The organism is Bacillus sp. EE-W1 (genome assembly GCF_009760835.1).
GTDB lineage: Bacteria > Bacillota > Bacilli > Bacillales > Bacillaceae_G > Bacillus_A > Bacillus_A wiedmannii.
Genome location: NZ_WIPE01000074.1, coordinates 494008 through 511731 on the forward strand (window position 1 = coordinate 494008; position 17724 = coordinate 511731).

The 17724-nt window shown below is 35.3% G+C and carries 26 protein-coding genes; 10 read left to right on the plus strand and 16 right to left on the minus strand.

The features are described from left to right. Positions 1-40 precede the first annotated feature (40 nt). On the plus strand, positions 41-424 hold the full coding sequence (locus GFJ36_RS21855; RefSeq protein ID WP_000108656.1) for a rhodanese-like domain-containing protein: 384 nt from the start codon (positions 41-43) through the stop codon (positions 422-424). Positions 425-463: 39 nt separating this feature from the next. On the opposite strand, the gene GFJ36_RS21860 is transcribed toward GFJ36_RS21855, so the two are convergent. Then, positions 464-1000, minus strand: coding sequence for a DNA polymerase III subunit delta (locus tag GFJ36_RS21860; RefSeq protein WP_141542706.1), 537 nt, complete (start codon positions 998-1000; stop codon positions 464-466). A 314-nt stretch (positions 1001-1314) separates the two neighbouring features. On the opposite strand from GFJ36_RS21860, the gene GFJ36_RS21865 reads away from it, so the two are divergent. From GFJ36_RS21865 to GFJ36_RS21885, 5 genes are all read left to right on the plus strand, one after another. Then, entirely contained in the window at positions 1315-2292 is a 978-nt protein-coding gene (locus tag GFJ36_RS21865; protein ID WP_001273975.1) for a LacI family DNA-binding transcriptional regulator, read from the plus strand. A 98-nt stretch (positions 2293-2390) separates the two neighbouring features. Next, positions 2391-2972 (plus strand): TetR/AcrR family transcriptional regulator, encoded by a 582-nt coding sequence (locus GFJ36_RS21870; protein WP_141474868.1) that lies wholly within the window; start codon positions 2391-2393, stop codon positions 2970-2972. 71 nt (positions 2973-3043) lie between these two features. Further along, positions 3044-3376 carry a DMT family transporter gene (locus tag GFJ36_RS21875; RefSeq protein ID WP_000312344.1) on the plus strand — a complete coding sequence of 111 codons (333 nt, stop codon included), beginning with the start codon at positions 3044-3046 and terminating at the stop codon, positions 3374-3376. A gap of 1 nt (position 3377) precedes the next feature. After that, a complete protein-coding gene (locus GFJ36_RS21880; RefSeq protein WP_000312623.1) occupies positions 3378-3692 on the plus strand; it encodes a DMT family transporter in 315 nt (104 codons plus the stop codon). 15 nt (positions 3693-3707) lie between these two features. Continuing rightward, positions 3708-3965 (plus strand): DUF3975 family protein, encoded by a 258-nt coding sequence (locus tag GFJ36_RS21885; RefSeq protein WP_087985176.1) that lies wholly within the window; start codon positions 3708-3710, stop codon positions 3963-3965. Positions 3966-3981: 16 nt separating this feature from the next. Here the strand turns inward: GFJ36_RS21885 and GFJ36_RS21890 are convergent, their stop codons facing one another. The 12 genes from GFJ36_RS21890 to gcvT all read right to left on the minus strand — a co-directional run bounded on the left by GFJ36_RS21890 (position 3982) and on the right by gcvT (position 13133). Then, entirely contained in the window at positions 3982-4167 is a 186-nt protein-coding gene (locus GFJ36_RS21890) for a hypothetical protein (protein ID WP_141542702.1), read from the minus strand. Between the two features lie 249 nt (positions 4168-4416). Next, positions 4417-5040, minus strand: a complete 624-nt coding sequence (locus GFJ36_RS21895; RefSeq protein ID WP_033662759.1) for an ABC-2 transporter permease — start codon at positions 5038-5040, stop codon at positions 4417-4419. After that, positions 5024-5647 carry an ABC-2 transporter permease gene (locus tag GFJ36_RS21900; protein WP_088064398.1) on the minus strand — a complete coding sequence of 208 codons (624 nt, stop codon included), beginning with the start codon at positions 5645-5647 and terminating at the stop codon, positions 5024-5026. The genes GFJ36_RS21895 and GFJ36_RS21900 overlap by 17 nt, the downstream gene beginning before the upstream one ends. A 60-nt stretch (positions 5648-5707) precedes the next feature. Next, positions 5708-6340, minus strand: a complete 633-nt coding sequence (locus GFJ36_RS21905) for an ABC-2 transporter permease (protein WP_088064399.1) — start codon at positions 6338-6340, stop codon at positions 5708-5710. Between the two features lie 12 nt (positions 6341-6352). Further along, complete coding sequence (locus tag GFJ36_RS21910) at positions 6353-7021, minus strand: ABC-2 transporter permease (RefSeq protein WP_088064400.1); 669 nt, start codon at positions 7019-7021, stop codon at positions 6353-6355. After that, entirely contained in the window at positions 7002-7874 is an 873-nt protein-coding gene (locus GFJ36_RS21915) for an ABC transporter ATP-binding protein (RefSeq protein WP_088064401.1), read from the minus strand. The genes GFJ36_RS21910 and GFJ36_RS21915 overlap by 20 nt, the downstream gene beginning before the upstream one ends. Before the next feature lie 3 nt (positions 7875-7877). Further along, positions 7878-8252, minus strand: a complete 375-nt coding sequence (locus GFJ36_RS21920) for a GntR family transcriptional regulator (RefSeq protein ID WP_001021351.1) — start codon at positions 8250-8252, stop codon at positions 7878-7880. Between the two features lie 116 nt (positions 8253-8368). Further along, positions 8369-8560: a hypothetical protein gene (locus tag GFJ36_RS21925; RefSeq protein ID WP_141542703.1), complete on the minus strand. Its 192-nt coding sequence runs from the start codon at positions 8558-8560 to the stop codon at positions 8369-8371. A gap of 70 nt (positions 8561-8630) precedes the next feature. Next, positions 8631-8834, minus strand: a complete 204-nt coding sequence (locus GFJ36_RS21930; RefSeq protein WP_000639158.1) for a DUF3929 family protein — start codon at positions 8832-8834, stop codon at positions 8631-8633. A gap of 362 nt (positions 8835-9196) precedes the next feature. Further along, a complete protein-coding gene (gene gcvPB / locus GFJ36_RS21935) occupies positions 9197-10672 on the minus strand; it encodes an aminomethyl-transferring glycine dehydrogenase subunit 2 (RefSeq protein WP_000795689.1) in 1476 nt (491 codons plus the stop codon). Further along, positions 10669-12012: an aminomethyl-transferring glycine dehydrogenase subunit 1 gene (gene gcvPA, locus GFJ36_RS21940; protein ID WP_000903246.1), complete on the minus strand. Its 1344-nt coding sequence runs from the start codon at positions 12010-12012 to the stop codon at positions 10669-10671. Before gcvPA ends, gcvPB begins: the two co-directional genes overlap by 4 nt. A gap of 20 nt (positions 12013-12032) precedes the next feature. Next, on the minus strand, positions 12033-13133 hold the full coding sequence (gene gcvT / locus GFJ36_RS21945) for a glycine cleavage system aminomethyltransferase GcvT (RefSeq protein ID WP_046956348.1): 1101 nt from the start codon (positions 13131-13133) through the stop codon (positions 12033-12035). A gap of 392 nt (positions 13134-13525) precedes the next feature. On the opposite strand from gcvT, the gene GFJ36_RS21950 reads away from it, so the two are divergent. Together GFJ36_RS21950 and GFJ36_RS21955 are read left to right on the plus strand one after the other, a co-directional pair. Beyond that, entirely contained in the window at positions 13526-15208 is a 1683-nt protein-coding gene (locus GFJ36_RS21950) for a DEAD/DEAH box helicase (protein WP_046957535.1), read from the plus strand. Further along, entirely contained in the window at positions 15195-15989 is a 795-nt protein-coding gene (locus GFJ36_RS21955; RefSeq protein WP_001183978.1) for a YqhG family protein, read from the plus strand. Before GFJ36_RS21950 ends, GFJ36_RS21955 begins: the two co-directional genes overlap by 14 nt. A gap of 36 nt (positions 15990-16025) precedes the next feature. Here the strand turns inward: GFJ36_RS21955 and GFJ36_RS30000 are convergent, their stop codons facing one another. Together GFJ36_RS30000 and GFJ36_RS21960 are read right to left on the minus strand one after the other, a co-directional pair. Then, positions 16026-16157 carry a hypothetical protein gene (locus GFJ36_RS30000; protein ID WP_000064661.1) on the minus strand — a complete coding sequence of 44 codons (132 nt, stop codon included), beginning with the start codon at positions 16155-16157 and terminating at the stop codon, positions 16026-16028. A 97-nt stretch (positions 16158-16254) separates the two neighbouring features. Then, positions 16255-16482 carry a hypothetical protein gene (locus GFJ36_RS21960; protein ID WP_000032702.1) on the minus strand — a complete coding sequence of 76 codons (228 nt, stop codon included), beginning with the start codon at positions 16480-16482 and terminating at the stop codon, positions 16255-16257. Between the two features lie 73 nt (positions 16483-16555). Between GFJ36_RS21960 and GFJ36_RS21965 the strand changes: the two genes are divergently transcribed. Both GFJ36_RS21965 and GFJ36_RS21970 read left to right on the plus strand, forming a co-directional pair. Then, the gene (locus tag GFJ36_RS21965; protein ID WP_003279814.1) at positions 16556-16672 is read left to right on the plus strand and encodes a hypothetical protein; all 117 of its coding nucleotides are present in this window, start codon (positions 16556-16558) and stop codon (positions 16670-16672) included. A gap of 140 nt (positions 16673-16812) precedes the next feature. Next, positions 16813-17445 carry a VC0807 family protein gene (locus GFJ36_RS21970; protein ID WP_088064402.1) on the plus strand — a complete coding sequence of 211 codons (633 nt, stop codon included), beginning with the start codon at positions 16813-16815 and terminating at the stop codon, positions 17443-17445. Positions 17446-17512: 67 nt separating this feature from the next. On the opposite strand, the gene GFJ36_RS21975 is transcribed toward GFJ36_RS21970, so the two are convergent. After that, a complete protein-coding gene (locus GFJ36_RS21975; RefSeq protein ID WP_000106081.1) occupies positions 17513-17713 on the minus strand; it encodes a YqzE family protein in 201 nt (66 codons plus the stop codon). Positions 17714-17724: the final 11 nt, after the last annotated feature.

Sequence of the window (17724 nt, forward strand, 5' to 3'; positions counted from 1 at the left end):
ATATTGAAAGTAGGATAAGAAAAAAGGGAGCGATAGAACCGTGTCAACAACTTGGATTATTTTATTAGCCGTAATCGTAGCGTTCATCGGCTACACTGTATGGATGTATTTCTATCAGAGAAAATTAATTAAAACACTTTCAGAAGAAGAGTTTCGCGCTGGCTACCGTAAAGCACAGCTTATCGATATTCGCGAAGCAGACGAATATACTGCAGGACATATTTTAGGCGCACGTAACATTCCGTTATCACAAATTCGCCTTCGTCATAAAGAACTTCGCAAAGATCAACCAGTTTACTTATACTGCCAAAGCGGATTCCGTACTGGTCGTGCAGCTCAATACTTAAAAAAACAAGGCTACAAAGATTTCTACCAATTACAAGGTGGATTCAAAACGTGGACTGGAAAAATTAAAAAGAAATAATAACATACAAAAACTAGCTGAATCATTCAGCTAGTTTTTTCATTCCATATTATTCGCAATGTATAATAAATTTTGCTTAATCACATCTTTATCGTTCTCTTGTGCATTACGATACAGCAGCTGATATTCAAGTCCTTTCTCTTTCCAGATAAGCGTGGCAAATTCGTCCCCTCGCTCAGAATCATCCTTATTTTTAAAATAAGCGAGTGCTCCATTATTCAATTTCATTTGTTCTTGAACTCGCTTCTCTTCCACGAGATTTGGAAAACTATAAGGAAAGTTCGCAACATTTAACTCAATATATTCATGTCTACCTGGCTCCTGCTGTTTATATTTAATCATGACAACAGCCTTCTTTTTTCCAATCGTTCTGACTTCCCCCTTCACATCACTCGTAATGTCATACGGTAAAAACGCTGGCACTTTAAATTTCACTGGAAAATATTTTGGAAGCTCCTTCAGCGGAATTGGATCCGTAACACAATCCATAGTTCCTCCTGTTGTTCCCACAAAGTGTTTTTCTTCTTGCATCGTTTGCTGAAACGAACATGAACTTAGTACGAAACTAGAAAACACGAAACAAATGATTCTTTTTTTCAATTTGTTTCCGCCCTTTCATACCGCCCTCTTAACGAACGAAGCGTTTATATGCTCTTCATATTCGCTTCGCTACCAAACTCCACCTTTGAAAACTTTCCACGTTATTCTCACACATTTTGACAAAACTATTTTGCAAACAAAAAGACCCCTATCATTCTTACGCCCAAGTGAAAAGGTTACGCGAATAAAAAGAAGCCTTATTCATACCATAGTTTGTGAAAAGCTTTTCAGGTCAAGATTTTTTCATTCTTATTATTTTCCCCTTATAATAAGGGAGAGAGGTGATACATATGGCCAATATAAAACAAATTGCAAAAACCGCTGGTGTATCCATATCAACTGTTTCCCGCGTCCTTAATAATCACCCTTACGTAAAAGAAGAAAAACGTAAGCGTGTTCTAGATGCTGTTGAAGAATTGAACTATGCAAAAAATATAAATGCTATTCATTTAATAAAGGGAAAAACATATACAATCGGGGTTATGCTCCCTTTCATTAATCTTCCATACTTCAGTACAATTATTGAAGGAATCGGAAACGAAGCGTTAACAGCTGGATATCACATTAATTTATGTCAAACAAATTACGATAGCCTCGAAGAGATTCGTGTTCTTGAAATGATGAAAATGAAACAATTCGACGGAATGATTATTTGCTCTCGAACGAGTTCTTGGGAACAAATTGAACCTTTCGCAAAATTTGCCCCTATTATTTCATGTGAAAAGATAAAGCATCCCCTCATTTCATCCGTCTACGTAGATCACTATGAAGGCTTCCGTCTCGGCACTGCCTATTTACTCAGTAAAGGCCATGAAAAAATCGGAATCTGTTTAGCAAGAAAAACGAGTGCAAATTCTATGGAGCGCGAAAAAGCATTTGCTGATACGCTGCATAACGAAGGTAAAACGGTACATCCAGATTGGATTTTTCATCAATGCTATACGATGCAGGATGGTGCAAAAATACTTCATCGCATTTTAAACATGAAAAATCGCCCAACCGCTATTTTTACAGCGAACGATCAAGTTGCAGCTGGTTTATTAACAGAGGCGCGAAAACATGGCATTCGGGTCCCTGAAGAACTTGCTATCCTTGGATTTGATAATCATGAAATTTCAAAGGCGTTAGAAATTTCCACAATTGAACACCCCGGTCTCGCAATGGGCTCACATGCTTTTTCTTTATTCCATAAACAAATCCAAAGCGAGCAAATTGCCGGGAAGGCAGAAGAGCTTTCATTCCATTTAATTGAGCGAGATACTGTCTAAAAAAAGAGCGTTACCTGTAGCGCTCTTTTTCAGCTCTTCACCTATTGACTTTATATTTTCCATCTCATATAATGAACCTAACGAACGGTAGGTAGGGGATGAAAATGACAGCAAACCGCATTAAAGCTGTAGCACTTTCTCATTTCGCACGCTACGGCTACGAAGGAACTTCATTGGCAAATATTGCTCAAGAAGTTGGGATTAAAAAACCATCGATTTACGCACACTTTAAAGGAAAAGAAGAGCTATATTTTATATGTTTAGAATCTGCTCTTCAAAAAGATTTACAGAGCTTCACAGACGATATCGAAAAATTTTCAAATTCGTCTACTGAAGAATTGCTCTTACAGTTACTAAAGGGCTACGCAAAACGATTTGGTGAAAGTGAAGAATCAATGTTTTGGTTACGAACTTCTTATTTTCCGCCTGATGCATTCCGCGTACAAATTATCAAAAAAGCGAATGCACACATTGAAAACGTCGGAAAACTTTTATTCCCTATATTTAAACAGGCAAACGAGCAAAGTGAACTGCATAACATTGAAGTAAAAGACGCTCTAGAAGCTTTTCTATGCTTACTGGACGGACTTATGGTGGAACTACTATTCGCAGGTTTAAATCGCTTTGAGACTCGTTTAAACGCCTCTTGGCAAGTATTTTGGCGAGGTCTTTCAAACTGACGGATTGCTCCTTTGCAATGCGTCGTTTTTAAGCCCTTTACCTAACGACTGGTAGGAAGGAGAAATGACATATGGCATGGATTTATGTAATCATAGCTGGTATTATTGAAATCTTTTGGGTTATTGGACTTAAAAAAGCGGAGGCACCACTTGAATGGGCTGGTGTTGCGTTATTAATTACAATTAGTTTCGTCTTATTATTTAGAGCTTATAAAGATTTACCTGTCGGCACTGTATATGCAGTCTTTACAGGAATTGGAGCTGGTGGGATCGTTCTTACAGAGATTTTCGTCTTCGGAGAACCTTTCTCTATTGTAAAAGTTTTATTAATCGGTTTAATCTTCTTCGGAGTAATTGGGCTAAAACGAGTAACAGAAGAAAAAGAAGCGAAGGAGGCCGCATAAAATGGCTTGGGTATTTTTAATTCTAGCTGGTATTTGTGAAATTATTGGTGTACTCTTTATGAAAGTAGCCACTGAAAAGAAAGGCTGGGCACCAAAAGTTATTTTAATCGCTAACTTCGGCGTAAGTTTCTTCTTCTTATCCCTTGCGATGAACACGTTACCGATGGGAACTGCTTACGCGATTTGGACTGGAATCGGAACTGCGGGAAGTGCACTTCTAGGTATTCTTATTTTCCGCGAATCAGCGGATTGGCGTCGTCTTGCCTTCTTAAGTTGCATTCTATGCGGCGCTGTTGGCTTAAAACTATTAAGCTAACGTGAGGTGAATGTCATGTGGAAAGAAAAAGGAAAACAAATGTTAGCATGGATTACACTCGGGAGTGTCATTCTATTGCAAATCAGTTTTCATATAATAGAATGGTTGTTTCATAAAATAGTATCCATTCTTACCTTCCTTCCTAGCATGGCACTTGAAATTGCATCTATTGCTTGGTCAGTTATTGCCTCCATTGCAATCGTCATTATATGGAGTATCGCCAAACTATGGAATAAATTATTTAAAAAGGACAGTACTTCTGAAAAAGAGTAACTGTCCTTTTTTACATTCATTCAGACTTTCTGTAGAAGTTTGATGTGATAAGACAAAGAAGACCAACTATGACAATACTTATACCAATTCCTTTATGTAAATTAGGAATTGGTGATGGTATATCTGAATAGAAATTTGCTAATATGAGACCGATTGAAAATAAAAGTACCCCTATTCTATATAACCATTTTCTTTTGTTCATCATTCTCCCCCTAACATTTTTCATACACTCCTTTCTTTTGGACATACTACCTAAAAAAGGAGTGGATAATATGCAAAATTCTATACATAAGCAGATCCTATTTTTATTTTTCTTCTTTCTCATTCTCGTTATCATTTTCAGCTTTATATTACATACTCCAAAAGATGTTGTACCGAATAGCCTCTCTGTTTATAAACTTTTACTTTCATATTGTCGTTATTGAAGAAGGTGCCTTATATAAGGCACCTTTTAAAATTCTCTTTTCTCATACAATTTGACTGAAACGAAGATAGATATTATGAACATGCATATTGAACTAACGAATAACATGCTGTTATATAGTTGAATTTGTTCTAGGTTGATTCCAAAGAAAATAGAGGAAACAGCCATAGGTGCTATCAATATAAAAATCGCAATAAAAATAGTTTTTTTATACGCTAACCAAAACGATATTGGTAAAACAAAACTTAAATACATTAAAATAAAGCTAATACTAGCAACCATTGTCGTTTCAATAAATTCAAATAGGTTAACCCCACTCTTCATTCCCATCGTGAAACAACCGACCGTTGCGCTTATAAAAAGAATAATCATTGCTACTATATATTTTGCATACACAATTTGTTTTCTCCATATTGGTAAGCTATTTACTATAACTTCACTCTCATTTTTACTATCTGCTTCAAATGTTTTTACTGTTGCCCCAATTGTAAAAATTACTGACATAATTATGAACAGATTTTTCGTATCTGTTAAGGCCATATAAAAGAAAACAGGATACAGTATGTACCAAATTAAAAATTTCCATTGAATGATGAAATCTTTTAAAATTAGTTGTTTCAATGCTATTCCCCCCTCACAGATCACGCTCATTATAAAAATGAATTGAGAAAAACATGGACATAACATATAAAAGAAGCAGCCCTGCTATAAAACAAATATTTACGACTAAACTCGTGTTCCAAGCATTTTCTACATCTAACCAGACGTTACTTACAATCACTCCACTTAATCCACCAACTATAATTCCCATAAAATAAGCAGCCTGTTTCGAACTGCTATATTCTACCGAAAATTCAATTGGAAGTACGATCGTGCTATAAACCAATCCTCCCGTTATTCCGCCAAGAATCGCTCCCCACAGCATAAATCCATTTATATGTTCATTTTGCAACTGAATTAGACCAACTAAAAGTGAGAAAACCACACCTAAAAAAACTAAAATGCTTACAAATATGTATTTTGCTACGACAATGTCTTTACGATCAAACGGTAAACTATTTAATATTTTTTCACTCTTACTTCTAGCCTCATAACTCGTCGACCATATTGTTCCAAGGATAGGTATAGATATGCTAAGCTTTAAAAGAAGATTTTCGCTACCAAAATCAACAATTGTAAGGAAAAACAAACATATAAAACTAATAAATCCCAACTTTCTTTGCAACATCATATCTTTTAAAACTAGTTGCTTAATCATGTATTACACCTCACTAAACCAATTCCTTAACATCACTTATTAATTTTTATATAAGAAGGATTAAAGCTCTTTCTTTTTAAAACTCACAATAGCTACAAACATTGAAGCTAAATAACTTACACAAGCGCCTATACTTAAAATACTTATGACTAATAGCACATCGGAAGTTCGAAAAATTATTAGCATAAGCCTTTCATCCGTAAATATATTGCACATAAATCCTAGTAAGCCTATTATAGGAAAAAGCATAACTAATCCCAACATAGTAACCATTCGCTTATCCTCACTATATTTTATGGGAAGGATCATAACAGCATACAGAATAGAAAAGAAAATAGCTATAAATGCTGCATACCAAGGAATATTTATATTTTCTTTTAATACAAATACAGGTAGTACAAAGAAAACGAATGTAATGATTAAGCTGAATGCCATAAATAATAGTGTCGATATGTATTTCGCAATGACAAGATCTTTCCTAGTAAAAGGTAGACTTACTAACACTTTTTCCGTACTATTTTTCTCCTCATTTGATAAAGAGATTGAAATCATCAAAAGACATATAGCAAAACAAACATATGCTAATTGAAATGGTTCTATAGTGTTTTGGAATGCTCCGTATATTGGTAAGATTAAATAGATAAGAAACATTTTTCTTTGTAAGAAAAACTCTTTCAAAATTAACTGTTGCATACAATTCCTCCCCTACAAATCACGTGCTTCATAAATTTTAATTGTAAGAAACATAGAAACGATATAGACACTAGCTAATATCATTCCTCCAACTATAAGTACACCGATATGCACTGGATTCATAATCCACTCAATGAATGAAGGTGTTGTTTCATCCAATCCATCTCCTATGAATATCCAAGCAATTCCACCAACTGCCATTGATGCTCCTGACACTATACTTCGTGCTATCTTTGACCTTGTAATATAATAACTAGGAAAGAATGTTACAACAAAAAATACGGCGTAAACAGCTCCATTTATTACTTCATACCATGGAATTTCAATGTATAGATTCGGATGATAGGCACCGATATCACCAATGACCACAATGCCTCTTACAAGAAAAACAACTAACATCGTAGAGAGTATGCCAACAACAATAAATATTGCACTGGAAACATATCTAGCAATTATGATATCCTTTCGGCTTACCGGTAAACTATTTATAATAATGTCACTGTTATTCCTTTCATCCATAAAAGTTAACGTCATAACGGAAGAAAGGGTTATAAATAGACAACTCATCGAAAATAACAATTCACCACTTGGATCTAACATAAATAATACAAGAGGCATAATTAGATTCACTAACCACGTTACCCTAAAAAAGAACAAATCTTTATATATGAGCTGACGCACAGGCACCTCTCCCTTTTGCGGTGTAAACGATAATATCATCTAATGTAGGCTTTTCTAGTACAACCTCATTTCCAAACCAATCGATAATTGCTTGTTTATCCTTCGCTAAACCTTCGAAACCAAATTTATTTTTTCGTAATCCAACAAATAATTCTTTTCCTTCTCGGTCTAATAAATCATTACTTCCTTTTACGATTACGTAGTTCTCCATTAGTTCATCTTTCTCACCAGTAAATATAATTTCTCCATCATTGATGAACGTAATATAATCTGCGATGCGCTCTAAATCTGTTGTAATGTGCGTTGAGAATAATACAGATACTTCATCCTCCATTACAATTTCTTGCAAAATATCAAGTAATTCACTTCGAACAACTGGATCTAATCCTGCTGTCGGTTCATCCATAATGATAAACTCTGCGTGATGTGAAAGTGCGATAGCAATCGCAAATTTCATTTTCATCCCTTTTGATAGTTCTTTAATTTTTTTATACTTCGGAACTTGTAATCTGTGCATATACGATTGATACTGCTCTTCGTCCCACTTTTTATATAATGGTGCAATAATACGTTTCATTTGTTCACACGTTAAACCTTCGTAGTAATGGTTTTCATCATATACAAAACCAATATTTTGTTTTATTTCCTTTTCAGCTTTCTTATTGTCTTTGCCAAAAATTTTTATATCGCCGCTATCTTTTCGAATTAAATTCATAATCATTTTGATTGTCGTACTTTTCCCTGCGCCATTCGGTCCGACAAATCCCATAATATATCCGCGTGGTAACGTAAAACTTATATTTTTCACTGCAAAATCTTGATAACTTTTACAAACATTTTTTAGCTCTAACATCTCTTATTCCCCCTCATATAAACACGCAATCATCTGCTGTAAATCTTCAAGTGAAAGCTGCAACGCTTTACTTTCATTTACAATCTCTTCCGCTTTACTTTCCAATAGACGAAGCCTTTGTTCTTTTAGTAGTTCATTATTTTTACGTGAAACATAAGTCCCCTTCCCAGCAACAGTTTCTATATATCCTTCTTTTTCAAGCTCCTCGTACGCACGCTTCGTTGTAATTACACTAATTTGTAATTCCTTCGCTAAGCTACGAATAGACGGTAATTGGTCTCCACCCTTTAAACCACCATTTAAAATAAGCTGGCTTAATTGTTTTCTTATTTGTACATAAATAGGGTCTTGGGAAGAATTCGAAATAATAATATTCATGTTTTCCTCCGGTGTGTATATACTGTATATACCTTATATACACAGTATATACACACCATCCTATTTTTGGCAAGAAAAAAAGACCAACATTTTCCTGTTGGTCTTTCGTATATGTATCACTTTTCAAAGCGATCTAACATCTCATCTCTCATTCCGAAACTCACTACCGCAATTCCTACATACATAAACAGAAGGAACGCCGGATGAACTGTGTTGTACCAAGTGCTATCAACAATTAAATAAATCGTTAATGCTACAACAAGAATAAACGCTAAGATAAACATATAAAAGTGTCTTGTACTACCCATAATAAACTCCTCTCTTCTCTCGTCACCATTCAACAGTATATTGTATCGAATAATTCGATATGACTCAAGGTTAACTTTCTGTTATGTAATCAAGTTCCACCTTTACAATGTCCTCACATGCTATTGAAATGATTGTTCCTTTCTTATCAATTGCCGTCACTTCTCTATTATCCATTACACGATGTGCTACTCTTTCTAATACTTTTCCTTGATCTCGATAACAAAATTCTTTTACATCTTTAATCGTTTTTCCGTTTTCTAAATGGTATATCATTCTATAACACCGATATCCCACATTTTCACCCCCAACTTGCTCGTTTTTTCACATATACATAAAAATGAGTCATTCCTATCTCATTGCATCTTCTTAATTTCAATAAAATTCTAACAAAAATAAATACTTTTATCAAACTGACTTTTTCAACAAAATCACCTATGAAACTACTTCTTTACACCATTATGAAACAAAAAATATAAAATTTTAACATTTTCTTCACTAGTTCTGCATAAAGTGAAACTTTAATCAGCGGGGGATTTTTGTTCATCCCCATTGATTATCCGCCCGCAAATCGCGGGACAAATTCTCCATACAAAAAAAGAACCCGCATATAGCGAGTTCTTCCTTTTTTATTCTAATTAAACTTGTACAGGAGCTAGCTTTTCATAACGTAAAACTGGTTTACGAGCAGCCAATGTTTCATCCAAACGTTTAATTACCGTTGTATGTGGCGCTTCTTGTACAACTTCTGGATTTTCTTCTACTTCTTTAGCAATTTGAATCATCTTATCAATGAAACCATCTAATGTTTCTTTTGATTCTGTTTCTGTCGGCTCAATCATAATACATTCTTCCACATTTAATGGGAAGTAAATTGTCGGTGGATGGTAACCGAAATCAAGCAGGCGCTTTGCGATATCTAATGTACGTACGCCAAGTTTCTTTTGGCGACGACCTGATAATACAAACTCATGCTTACAATGTCTATCGAACGGAAGATCATAGAATGGTGCTAATCTTCTCATCATATAGTTCGCATTTAATACCGCATACTCCGTTACTGCACGTAGTCCATCTGGACCCATAGAACGAATGTATGTGTATGCACGAACGTTAATTCCGAAGTTACCATAGAATGGTTTTACGCGCCCAATTGCTTCTGGACGATCATAATTAAAGTGATAGCCATTTTCCGTTTTCTCTAAAATTGGTTTTGGTAAGTACGGAATTAAATCAGCTTTCACACCTACTGGACCCGAACCTGGGCCACCGCCGCCGTGAGGACCTGTAAATGTTTTATGAAGGTTTAAATGTACAACGTCAAATCCCATATCTCCTGGGCGCGCTTGGCTTAATACCGCATTTAAGTTTGCACCATCATAGTATAATTTACCGCCTGCGTTATGGACGATTTCTGCCATTTCTAAAATATTTTCTTCGAATAGACCTAATGTATTAGGATTTGTTAACATAAGTGCTGCTGTTTCTTCGTTTACAACACGTTTTAAATCTTCTAAGTCAACAAGACCATGTTCATTTGATTTTACTGTAATTGTTTCAAAACCAGCTACAGTTGCAGATGCTGGATTCGTTCCGTGAGCAGAGTCAGGAACAATTACTTTCGTACGGTTAAAGTCACCATTTGCTTCATGGTATGCACGAATTAACATTAAACCTGTCCATTCTCCGTGTGCACCCGCTGCTGGTTGCAATGTAACAGTATCCATACCTGTAATCTCAATTAAGTGCTCTTGTAAGTCGTACATTAATTCCATTGCACCTTGTACTGTCTTTTCATCTTGTAATGGATGAATATTTGCAAATCCTGCGAAACGAGCTACATTCTCATTAATTTTCGGATTATATTTCATCGTACAAGATCCAAGTGGATAGAATCCAGAATCTACACCGTGGTTACGGTTTGAAAGTGCTGTATAGTGGCGCATAATGTCAAGTTCAGATACTTCTGGTAGCTCTGCATCTTCTACTCGAATATAATCGCTCTCAAACACATCTTCTAGTTTCACTTCTTCTACATCTAATTTTGGTAGGCTATATCCTATGCGTCCTTCTTTACTCACTTCAAAGATAAGTGCTTGGTCTTGGTTCTTCATTGGATAGCCCCCATTTCGTTTACAAGTGTGTCAATTTCCTCTTTTGTACGAAGCTCAGTTACTGCTACAAGCATATGGTTCTCATGCTCTTTATAATCACGGCCTAGGTCGTAACCGCCGATAATATTCTTTTGTAATAATGCATCGTTTACTTCTTTCACTGGACGCTTGCAATCTACAACAAACTCATTGAAGAATGGTCCAGCAAATGTTACAGTGAAGCCTTTCGCTTCAAATTGACGTTTTGCATATTGTGCTTTAGAAATGTTTTGACGTGCCATTTCTTTCACACCTTGTTTACCAAGTGCCGTCATTGCAACTGATGCTGCTAATGCATTTAACGCTTGGTTTGAACAAATGTTAGACGTCGCTTTATCACGGCGAATATGCTGTTCACGTGCTTGTAACGTTAATACAAATCCACGTTTACCATCTGAATCTACAGTTTGTCCAACAAGACGTCCTGGAATTTTACGCATAAATGCTTTCGTTGTTGCAAAGTAACCACAGTGTGGTCCACCAAACTGCGTTGGAATACCAAATGGTTGTGCATCACCGATTACAACATCAGCACCAAATTTTCCTGGTGGTGTTAATGCGCCTAATGATAATGGATTTGAAGAAACGATAAATAATGATTTTTGTTGATGAACGATTTTTTCAATATCAGCTAATTTTTCAACTTGTCCGAAGAAGTTTGGATATTGAACGATTACACAAGCAACTGTATCATCTACTTCACTTTGTAATACGTCTAAATCTGTTACACCATCTTTATGATTAATTTCAACAACTTCAAGATGTTGACCTTTTGCATACGTTTCAAGTACTGCTCTTGATTCTGGATGAACTGCACTAGATACAAGGATTTTCTTTTTGCGAGTATGGCCAGCTGCTAGCATTGCCGCTTCAGCTAAAGCTGTACCTCCGTCGTACATAGAAGAGTTTGCTACATCCATTCCTGTTAATTCACAAATCATTGTTTGGAATTCAAAGATCGCTTGTAATTCCCCTTGTGAAATTTCTGGTTGGTATGGCGTGTAAGCTGTATAAAATTCTGAGCGAGAGATAACGTGATCTACAATTACTGGAGCGTAATGATCGTATACACCTGCTCCTAAGAAAGAAGCGTATTCTTTTAAGTTAGCATTTTTACTAGCCATTTGAGTTAACTCTTTTAAAAGCTCCGGCTCTGATTTTGCTTCTTTAATTTTTAAATCCCCTTTAAAACGAACACTCTCTGGAATATCAGAGAATAACTCATCGATCGTTTGAACGCCGATCGTTTGTAACATTTCTTTTTTGTCTTCTTCTGTCATTGGAAGATAACGATGCAACATGAAATCTACCCCTCTCCCCGTTACTTTGAACGTTTATAAAATGGTGTTGGAACAACTACTGCTTTGACGCGTTTATTACGAATTTCAATTTCTACTTCTGTATCAACTGCTGCGTATTTTACATCAATTAGTGCTAAACCAATGCTTTTCTTTAACGTTGGAGATTGTGTACCACTCGTTACTTCCCCGATTTTTTCTTCTCCAATAAATACAGGGTAATGTGTACGAGGAATTCCACGTTCGATTACTTCAATGCCGACTAACTTACGAGACGCACCGTTTTCTTTTTGCTCTTTTAACGTTTCTTTTCCATAGAAGTCTGCTTCTTTATTTGGTTTTACCGCAAAGCCAATGCCAGCTTCAATCGGTGTAATATCTTTTGATAATTCTTGACCATAAAGTGGTAATGTTGCTTCGAAGCGAAGTGTATCGCGAGCACCTAAACCACATGCTTTTAAGCCTTCTTCTGCTCCAACTTCAAGAAGTTTCTCCCAAAGTTTTGCAGCATCTTCACTCTTACAGTAAATTTCAAATCCATCTTCACCTGTGTAACCTGTACGAGATACAAGTGCTGGAATTCCATCTACAAGAATATCGTTTTTAAATTTAAAGAACTTAATTTCTTTCAAATCTTCTGACACAACTTTTTGTAAAATGCCTTCTGCTTTTGGACCTTGAATTGCAAGCTGTGCAACTTCACTAGAAACATTGACTACTGTCGCATCGCCAATTACATGGCTAGCTAACCATTCGTAATCTTTCTCGATATTTGATGCATTGATTACTAATAAATAGTCTTCTTCACCACGTTTGTAGATTAATAAATCATCTACTGTACCACCATTTTCGTAGCACATAGCTGTATATTGTGCGCCTCCTACCTTTAAGGTAGAAACGTCATTTGTAACAACACGTTGTAAAAATGCTAAACTATCTACACCTTTTACCTCAACTTCTCCCATATGAGACACATCGAACAAACCTGCAGCCGTACGTACAGCTTCATGTTCTTCTTTAATGCTTGAAAATTGAACTGGTAATTCCCAACCACCGAAGTCGATTGTTTTTCCACCATACTTCGCGTATACATCAAATAACGGTGTACGTTGTAATGTAATCATGCTCTCTCCCCCTTATGCTTTGACAAATCAATAAAAGTTGCTCGCCATATCTAAACATTTTCACTCTGAAAAGATAGGATATACGGAATCTCATTATATTTTTTTATGAAAGCGTAAATAAAAAATCACTTTCTTGGATAAAATACGAAAGATTCCACACATTTCACACCATTATCCTAACATTATTCGCTATATTTCATCAATATTCTAGCATAAAAAATAATTTAGAATTTTTCATTCTTAATCTTATTAAATACAATTTTCAAAATTTAGCCCTTTATCTTTGCCTATTCTTTAACTTTCAGCAAGTGTAATAGAGCCTTATTACAAGGCTTATATAATAAAGATTTTTTTAATAATTACTTTAGTTTATAAAAGGTGGGAGAGTCGTAATGAATGTCGATATTTCCGTAGATCGAACGTGGCAAAACAATTTTTTAAATAGAATTAACGAAGATGGTCCTTGGACAAATTGGGATTTATATCATTTAGCTTATAAAACAGAAAAATCGTTACTTGTTCCTACTTTCGATGGATTACAAGCACCGAAGCATTTATCTCATTTCACACCACTTCCTCATCAATTAGAAGTCGCTCAAAATGTCATTGAACAAATGAATGGTAAAGCGATACTAGCAGATGAAGTGGGACTTGGGAAAACGATTGAAGCTGGGCTGATTTTAAAAGAATATATGGTCCGCGGCCTTGTGAAAAAAGTACTTATACTCGTCCCTGCCTCTCTCGTATCACAATGGGCATACGAATTAAATACAAAGTTTTTTATTCCAGCTGTAGCCCAAAAGAAAAGCTACTCGTGGGAACAAGCCGATGTGATTGTATCATCAATTGATACTGCAAAACGTTCACCGCATCGCGATATCGTTTTGAATTTAGAATATGACCTTATTATTATCGATGAAGCACATAAACTTAAAAATAATAAAACAAAAAACTATGAATTTGCACAACGATTAAAAAAGAAATTTTGCTTATTATTAACCGCTACGCCTGTTCAAAATAAGATTGATGAAATTTTCAACCTCGTTTCTTTATTAAAGCCAGGACATTTAGGTAATCAATCCAACTTTGAAGAATATTATGCTTCAAAAAATCGTTCCGCCGAATCTGATGAAGATTTAAAATCTCTTATTAACAAAGTGATGGTCCGAAATCGACGTCATAATACCGGAATTGATTGGCCAAAGAGACATGTACGTACAATTTTTGTTGAGTTTAATGAAGAAGAGCAAGCTTTGTATAATAGTATTGAAAATTGGCGAGGACAAGATGCCTTCACATCTGCTTTCTCATCGTTAACTTTAAAACGGGAAGCGTGTAGTAGTCGTGAAGCTGTTTACTATTCATTAAAAAAACATGTGGAAAAAAGGCAGAAAGAAAATGAGCATTACATAAAAGACCCGCATATTGATGTGCTAATGGACAAAATTAATCATATTCCTTTCAACTCAAAAGCGAATAAAGCACTAGAACTTATAAAAGAAATTGACGATAAAGTCATTATTTTCACTGAATATAGAGCTTCACAAATGTATTTACAATGGTTTTTACAACAACACGGTATTTCTTCCGTTCCATTCCGCGGCGGGTTTAAACGTGGGAAGAAAGATTGGATGAAGGAGCTTTTCCAAAACCACGCACAAGTATTAATTGCAACCGAAGCTGGTGGTGAAGGGATTAACTTACAGTTTTGTAGCCATATGATTAATTATGACTTACCGTGGAATCCAATGCGTCTTGAACAAAGAATCGGACGTATTCACCGTCTTGGTCAAAAGAATGATGTTCATATTTATAACTTAGCTACAAAACATACTGTTGAAGAACATATTTTGAAACTGTTATATGAAAAAATCAATTTATTTGAGCGTGTTATCGGTGAACTTGATGAAATTTTAACGAGAATTAATATGAAAAACATCGACGCACATATTCAAGAAATATTTGCGCAATCAAAAAGCGAAGGAGAAATCCGAATTAAGATGGAAAACTTAACATCTATTATCGACTTCGCGAAACGAAATGAAGCTGAGGTGCAAGGCTATGCAGCAACATGAAATTCATAATTACTTATACAATTTTTTTGAGGCGAATAACTGCGAAATTTTAAAGCGCTCCCCTCATCTATTAGATGTGCAGTTAACAATTGAGATGGATAAATTATTAATGAACCGTCCTTTTTATTGGCACTATCTTGAGAAAACAGGAGGCGTACCGAATCCGATGCGCCTTACTCTTCTTACAAATCCAGAAAGTGAAGAAAGCGATGGTGAGCTTATTCACTACGGTTCACCACGTCTTCATCAAATTTTCCAAACGACAAAAGAATTAGGCTCTTACATACGTTTATATGAGGAAGTACGGCATAGCGGAGCGACACATACACCACTCCATCCTTGGCTCGGTGTAAATATTAAAGTTTCCTATCAATGTGATCGAAAAAAAGACATCCTTCACTCCATTGGGATTCATCTCATTTCTGGCACAATGATTGCAAACTTTCATGAAACATTAGCTAAAATTAAACTTACACCGAAAATACCTGACTTTTGCTTTACGCTCTCGCCTATCATTAAACCGCAAAGCGGTTTACAACGTATAGAGGATGCTTTAAAAAATATTATTGCAGAAGATGACCATACGTGGGCGAAAGAAGCAAGAGTGCGCTGGAATCACGATTTAGATCTTTTAAATCGTTTTTATGAAGAAAGTGATGAACTCCCCGAAAGCTATGAAATTGAAAAACAAGCCTTGCAAGAGCAATATGAACCACGCATTACAGTACAAATTATTAACGGCGGACTCTTTTATGTTACCGCGAATCATTTTCTTTCTTAAAAAGCCCCTTCTGTTTTAGAAGGAGCTTTTTTTGAGTTATCCTCTATCGCCATTACGCTCTTGTTGTTTTTGCTTTGCCATACGTTTTTGATGCGCACGATCCTTTGCGCTCACATGATTAGCATCAGTTGGAAGATTTTCTTTTGAACGACCAATTCCATTACTCATCTTTATCACTCCTTTTTATATCTTTCAAAATACATCCTTATTTTCAGCTAGAGATACAATCCTTATACAAAAAAATAAGAGCAGCCATTGGCTACTCTTACTCACTCACATATTTTTGAAACATATCATGGATGCCTTTATTTACGAGGTTCGAGATCTGCTCGTCAGATTTATTCGGATAACGATCACGCAATCTGATAGATGCCTTCACCATTAAATTTTCTAATACAGAACGGCCACCTTCTCCATAAATAATTTCAGCATACTTAACAAGCCTTCCATCCTCTACTGTTGCTGGATTATGATTGAAGAAAAATTTACTCATTGTCTCCACCTCTCTATTTTGATAACGTTTACATTTATATAGATTATTTATGTTATTTATTTCACAATATTGTATGCATGTATATTTAATTAGTTTCATTATAAAGCAACATATCGATAGTAAATATGTGATTTTCCGTCCATTTTGTGAACAAACCAAAAATGAAAGCGTTTCCTTTATTATATACTAAAAAAACTTACTACGCTAGGGGCAATTTTTTCAATCTACTAATCCCTCAAAAAGTGATATATTTTTTCTTTTCCCATTAAACATTATACAATTTTCAGAAATTATATTATAAAATATATGTATGACTTAAGGAGGATTTATATGAATCAAAATAAAAAAGCTATATTAGATCTTGTCTTTTATCTCGTAATCCCATTCCTCATTTGGAAATTTGCAAAACCTTATATCGATCCTTATTACGCGATGTTACTTTCCTCTGTTCCGGGGATTATTTATACACTGTATACCTTTAAAAAAGAAAAACAGTTTAACGTAACAGGATTCTTTATTTTAATTACACTCATTTCTAATACAACGGTAGACCTATTATCTGGATCAGCTGAACGAATGTTATGGAACGATGCGTATTATCACATCGTGCTCGGTATTATCGTTATATGTACCATTTTTATAAAAAAACCACTTATGTTATATTTCGCAGCAGATATTGCCGCATTGCAAGGCCATGACCGTGATAAAAGTCGTGAACTGTATCGTGATAGTCGTATCTATCCAGCACTAAAATATTTAACGCTATTTTTCGGGCTACAATTCATATTAAAAAGCTTCTTAAAAATTTATTTCATCTCTGTTTTCGGTGTAGATGGCTATGGTGAAATGAGAGCGATTATGACCGCTGTTGGATGGGGCATTTCCATTTGTATCGGAATTGGATTTGTTTGGGTAAACAACAAAATACATGCTGTTACAGAAGAAAAAGAATCTGTACAGTAAATGAAAATCCCCTAGTAGCATCATACTACTAGGGGATTTTCATTTTACTACACATATTAAGAAATCGTTAACTTGATTTTTTTCTTTTATTTTTTACGTTTCGATAAAACAAAGCAGCACTAAGCGGCATAACACCAAACCACTTATTCATAAATGGCTCTTTTTCAGCACGGCGTTGTTCTTTCTTTTGTTTACGATCTTCTTTTGGAGCATCCATATACGACACAAACTGCTGTGTCACAAAGCGAACATAATCATTAGTAGACATATTATCATCAC

Bases quoted from the DNA above. Each gene is read 5' to 3' on its own strand.
- GFJ36_RS21865 (WP_001273975.1), top strand. From the start codon at position 1,315: ATGGCCAATATAAAACAAATTGCAAAAACCGCTGGTGTATCCATATCA.
- GFJ36_RS21870 (WP_141474868.1), top strand. From the start codon at position 2,391: ATGAAAATGACAGCAAACCGCATTAAAGCTGTAGCACTTTCTCATTTC.
- GFJ36_RS21875 (WP_000312344.1), top strand. From the start codon at position 3,044: ATGGCATGGATTTATGTAATCATAGCTGGTATTATTGAAATCTTTTGG.
- GFJ36_RS21880 (WP_000312623.1), top strand. From the start codon at position 3,378: ATGGCTTGGGTATTTTTAATTCTAGCTGGTATTTGTGAAATTATTGGT.
- GFJ36_RS21885 (WP_087985176.1), top strand. From the start codon at position 3,708: ATGTGGAAAGAAAAAGGAAAACAAATGTTAGCATGGATTACACTCGGG.
- GFJ36_RS21890 (WP_141542702.1), bottom strand. From the start codon at position 4,167: ATGAACAAAAGAAAATGGTTATATAGAATAGGGGTACTTTTATTTTCA.
- GFJ36_RS21895 (WP_033662759.1), bottom strand. From the start codon at position 5,040: ATGAGCGTGATCTGTGAGGGGGGAATAGCATTGAAACAACTAATTTTA.
- GFJ36_RS21900 (WP_088064398.1), bottom strand. From the start codon at position 5,647: ATGATTAAGCAACTAGTTTTAAAAGATATGATGTTGCAAAGAAAGTTG.
- GFJ36_RS21905 (WP_088064399.1), bottom strand. From the start codon at position 6,340: ATGCAACAGTTAATTTTGAAAGAGTTTTTCTTACAAAGAAAAATGTTT.
- GFJ36_RS21915 (WP_088064401.1), bottom strand. From the start codon at position 7,874: ATGTTAGAGCTAAAAAATGTTTGTAAAAGTTATCAAGATTTTGCAGTG.
- GFJ36_RS21920 (WP_001021351.1), bottom strand. From the start codon at position 8,252: ATGAATATTATTATTTCGAATTCTTCCCAAGACCCTATTTATGTACAA.
- GFJ36_RS21925 (WP_141542703.1), bottom strand. From the start codon at position 8,560: ATGGGTAGTACAAGACACTTTTATATGTTTATCTTAGCGTTTATTCTT.
- GFJ36_RS21930 (WP_000639158.1), bottom strand. From the start codon at position 8,834: ATGATATACCATTTAGAAAACGGAAAAACGATTAAAGATGTAAAAGAA.
- gcvPB (WP_000795689.1), bottom strand. From the start codon at position 10,672: ATGAAGAACCAAGACCAAGCACTTATCTTTGAAGTGAGTAAAGAAGGA.
- gcvPA (WP_000903246.1), bottom strand. From the start codon at position 12,012: ATGTTGCATCGTTATCTTCCAATGACAGAAGAAGACAAAAAAGAAATG.
- gcvT (WP_046956348.1), bottom strand. From the start codon at position 13,133: ATGATTACATTACAACGTACACCGTTATTTGATGTATACGCGAAGTAT.
- GFJ36_RS21950 (WP_046957535.1), top strand. From the start codon at position 13,526: ATGAATGTCGATATTTCCGTAGATCGAACGTGGCAAAACAATTTTTTA.
- GFJ36_RS21955 (WP_001183978.1), top strand. From the start codon at position 15,195: ATGCAGCAACATGAAATTCATAATTACTTATACAATTTTTTTGAGGCG.
- GFJ36_RS30000 (WP_000064661.1), bottom strand. From the start codon at position 16,157: ATGAGTAATGGAATTGGTCGTTCAAAAGAAAATCTTCCAACTGATGCT.
- GFJ36_RS21960 (WP_000032702.1), bottom strand. From the start codon at position 16,482: ATGAGTAAATTTTTCTTCAATCATAATCCAGCAACAGTAGAGGATGGA.
- GFJ36_RS21965 (WP_003279814.1), top strand. From the start codon at position 16,556: ATGCATGTATATTTAATTAGTTTCATTATAAAGCAACATATCGATAGT.
- GFJ36_RS21970 (WP_088064402.1), top strand. From the start codon at position 16,813: ATGAATCAAAATAAAAAAGCTATATTAGATCTTGTCTTTTATCTCGTA.
- GFJ36_RS21975 (WP_000106081.1), bottom strand. From the start codon at position 17,713: ATGTCTACTAATGATTATGTTCGCTTTGTGACACAGCAGTTTGTGTCG.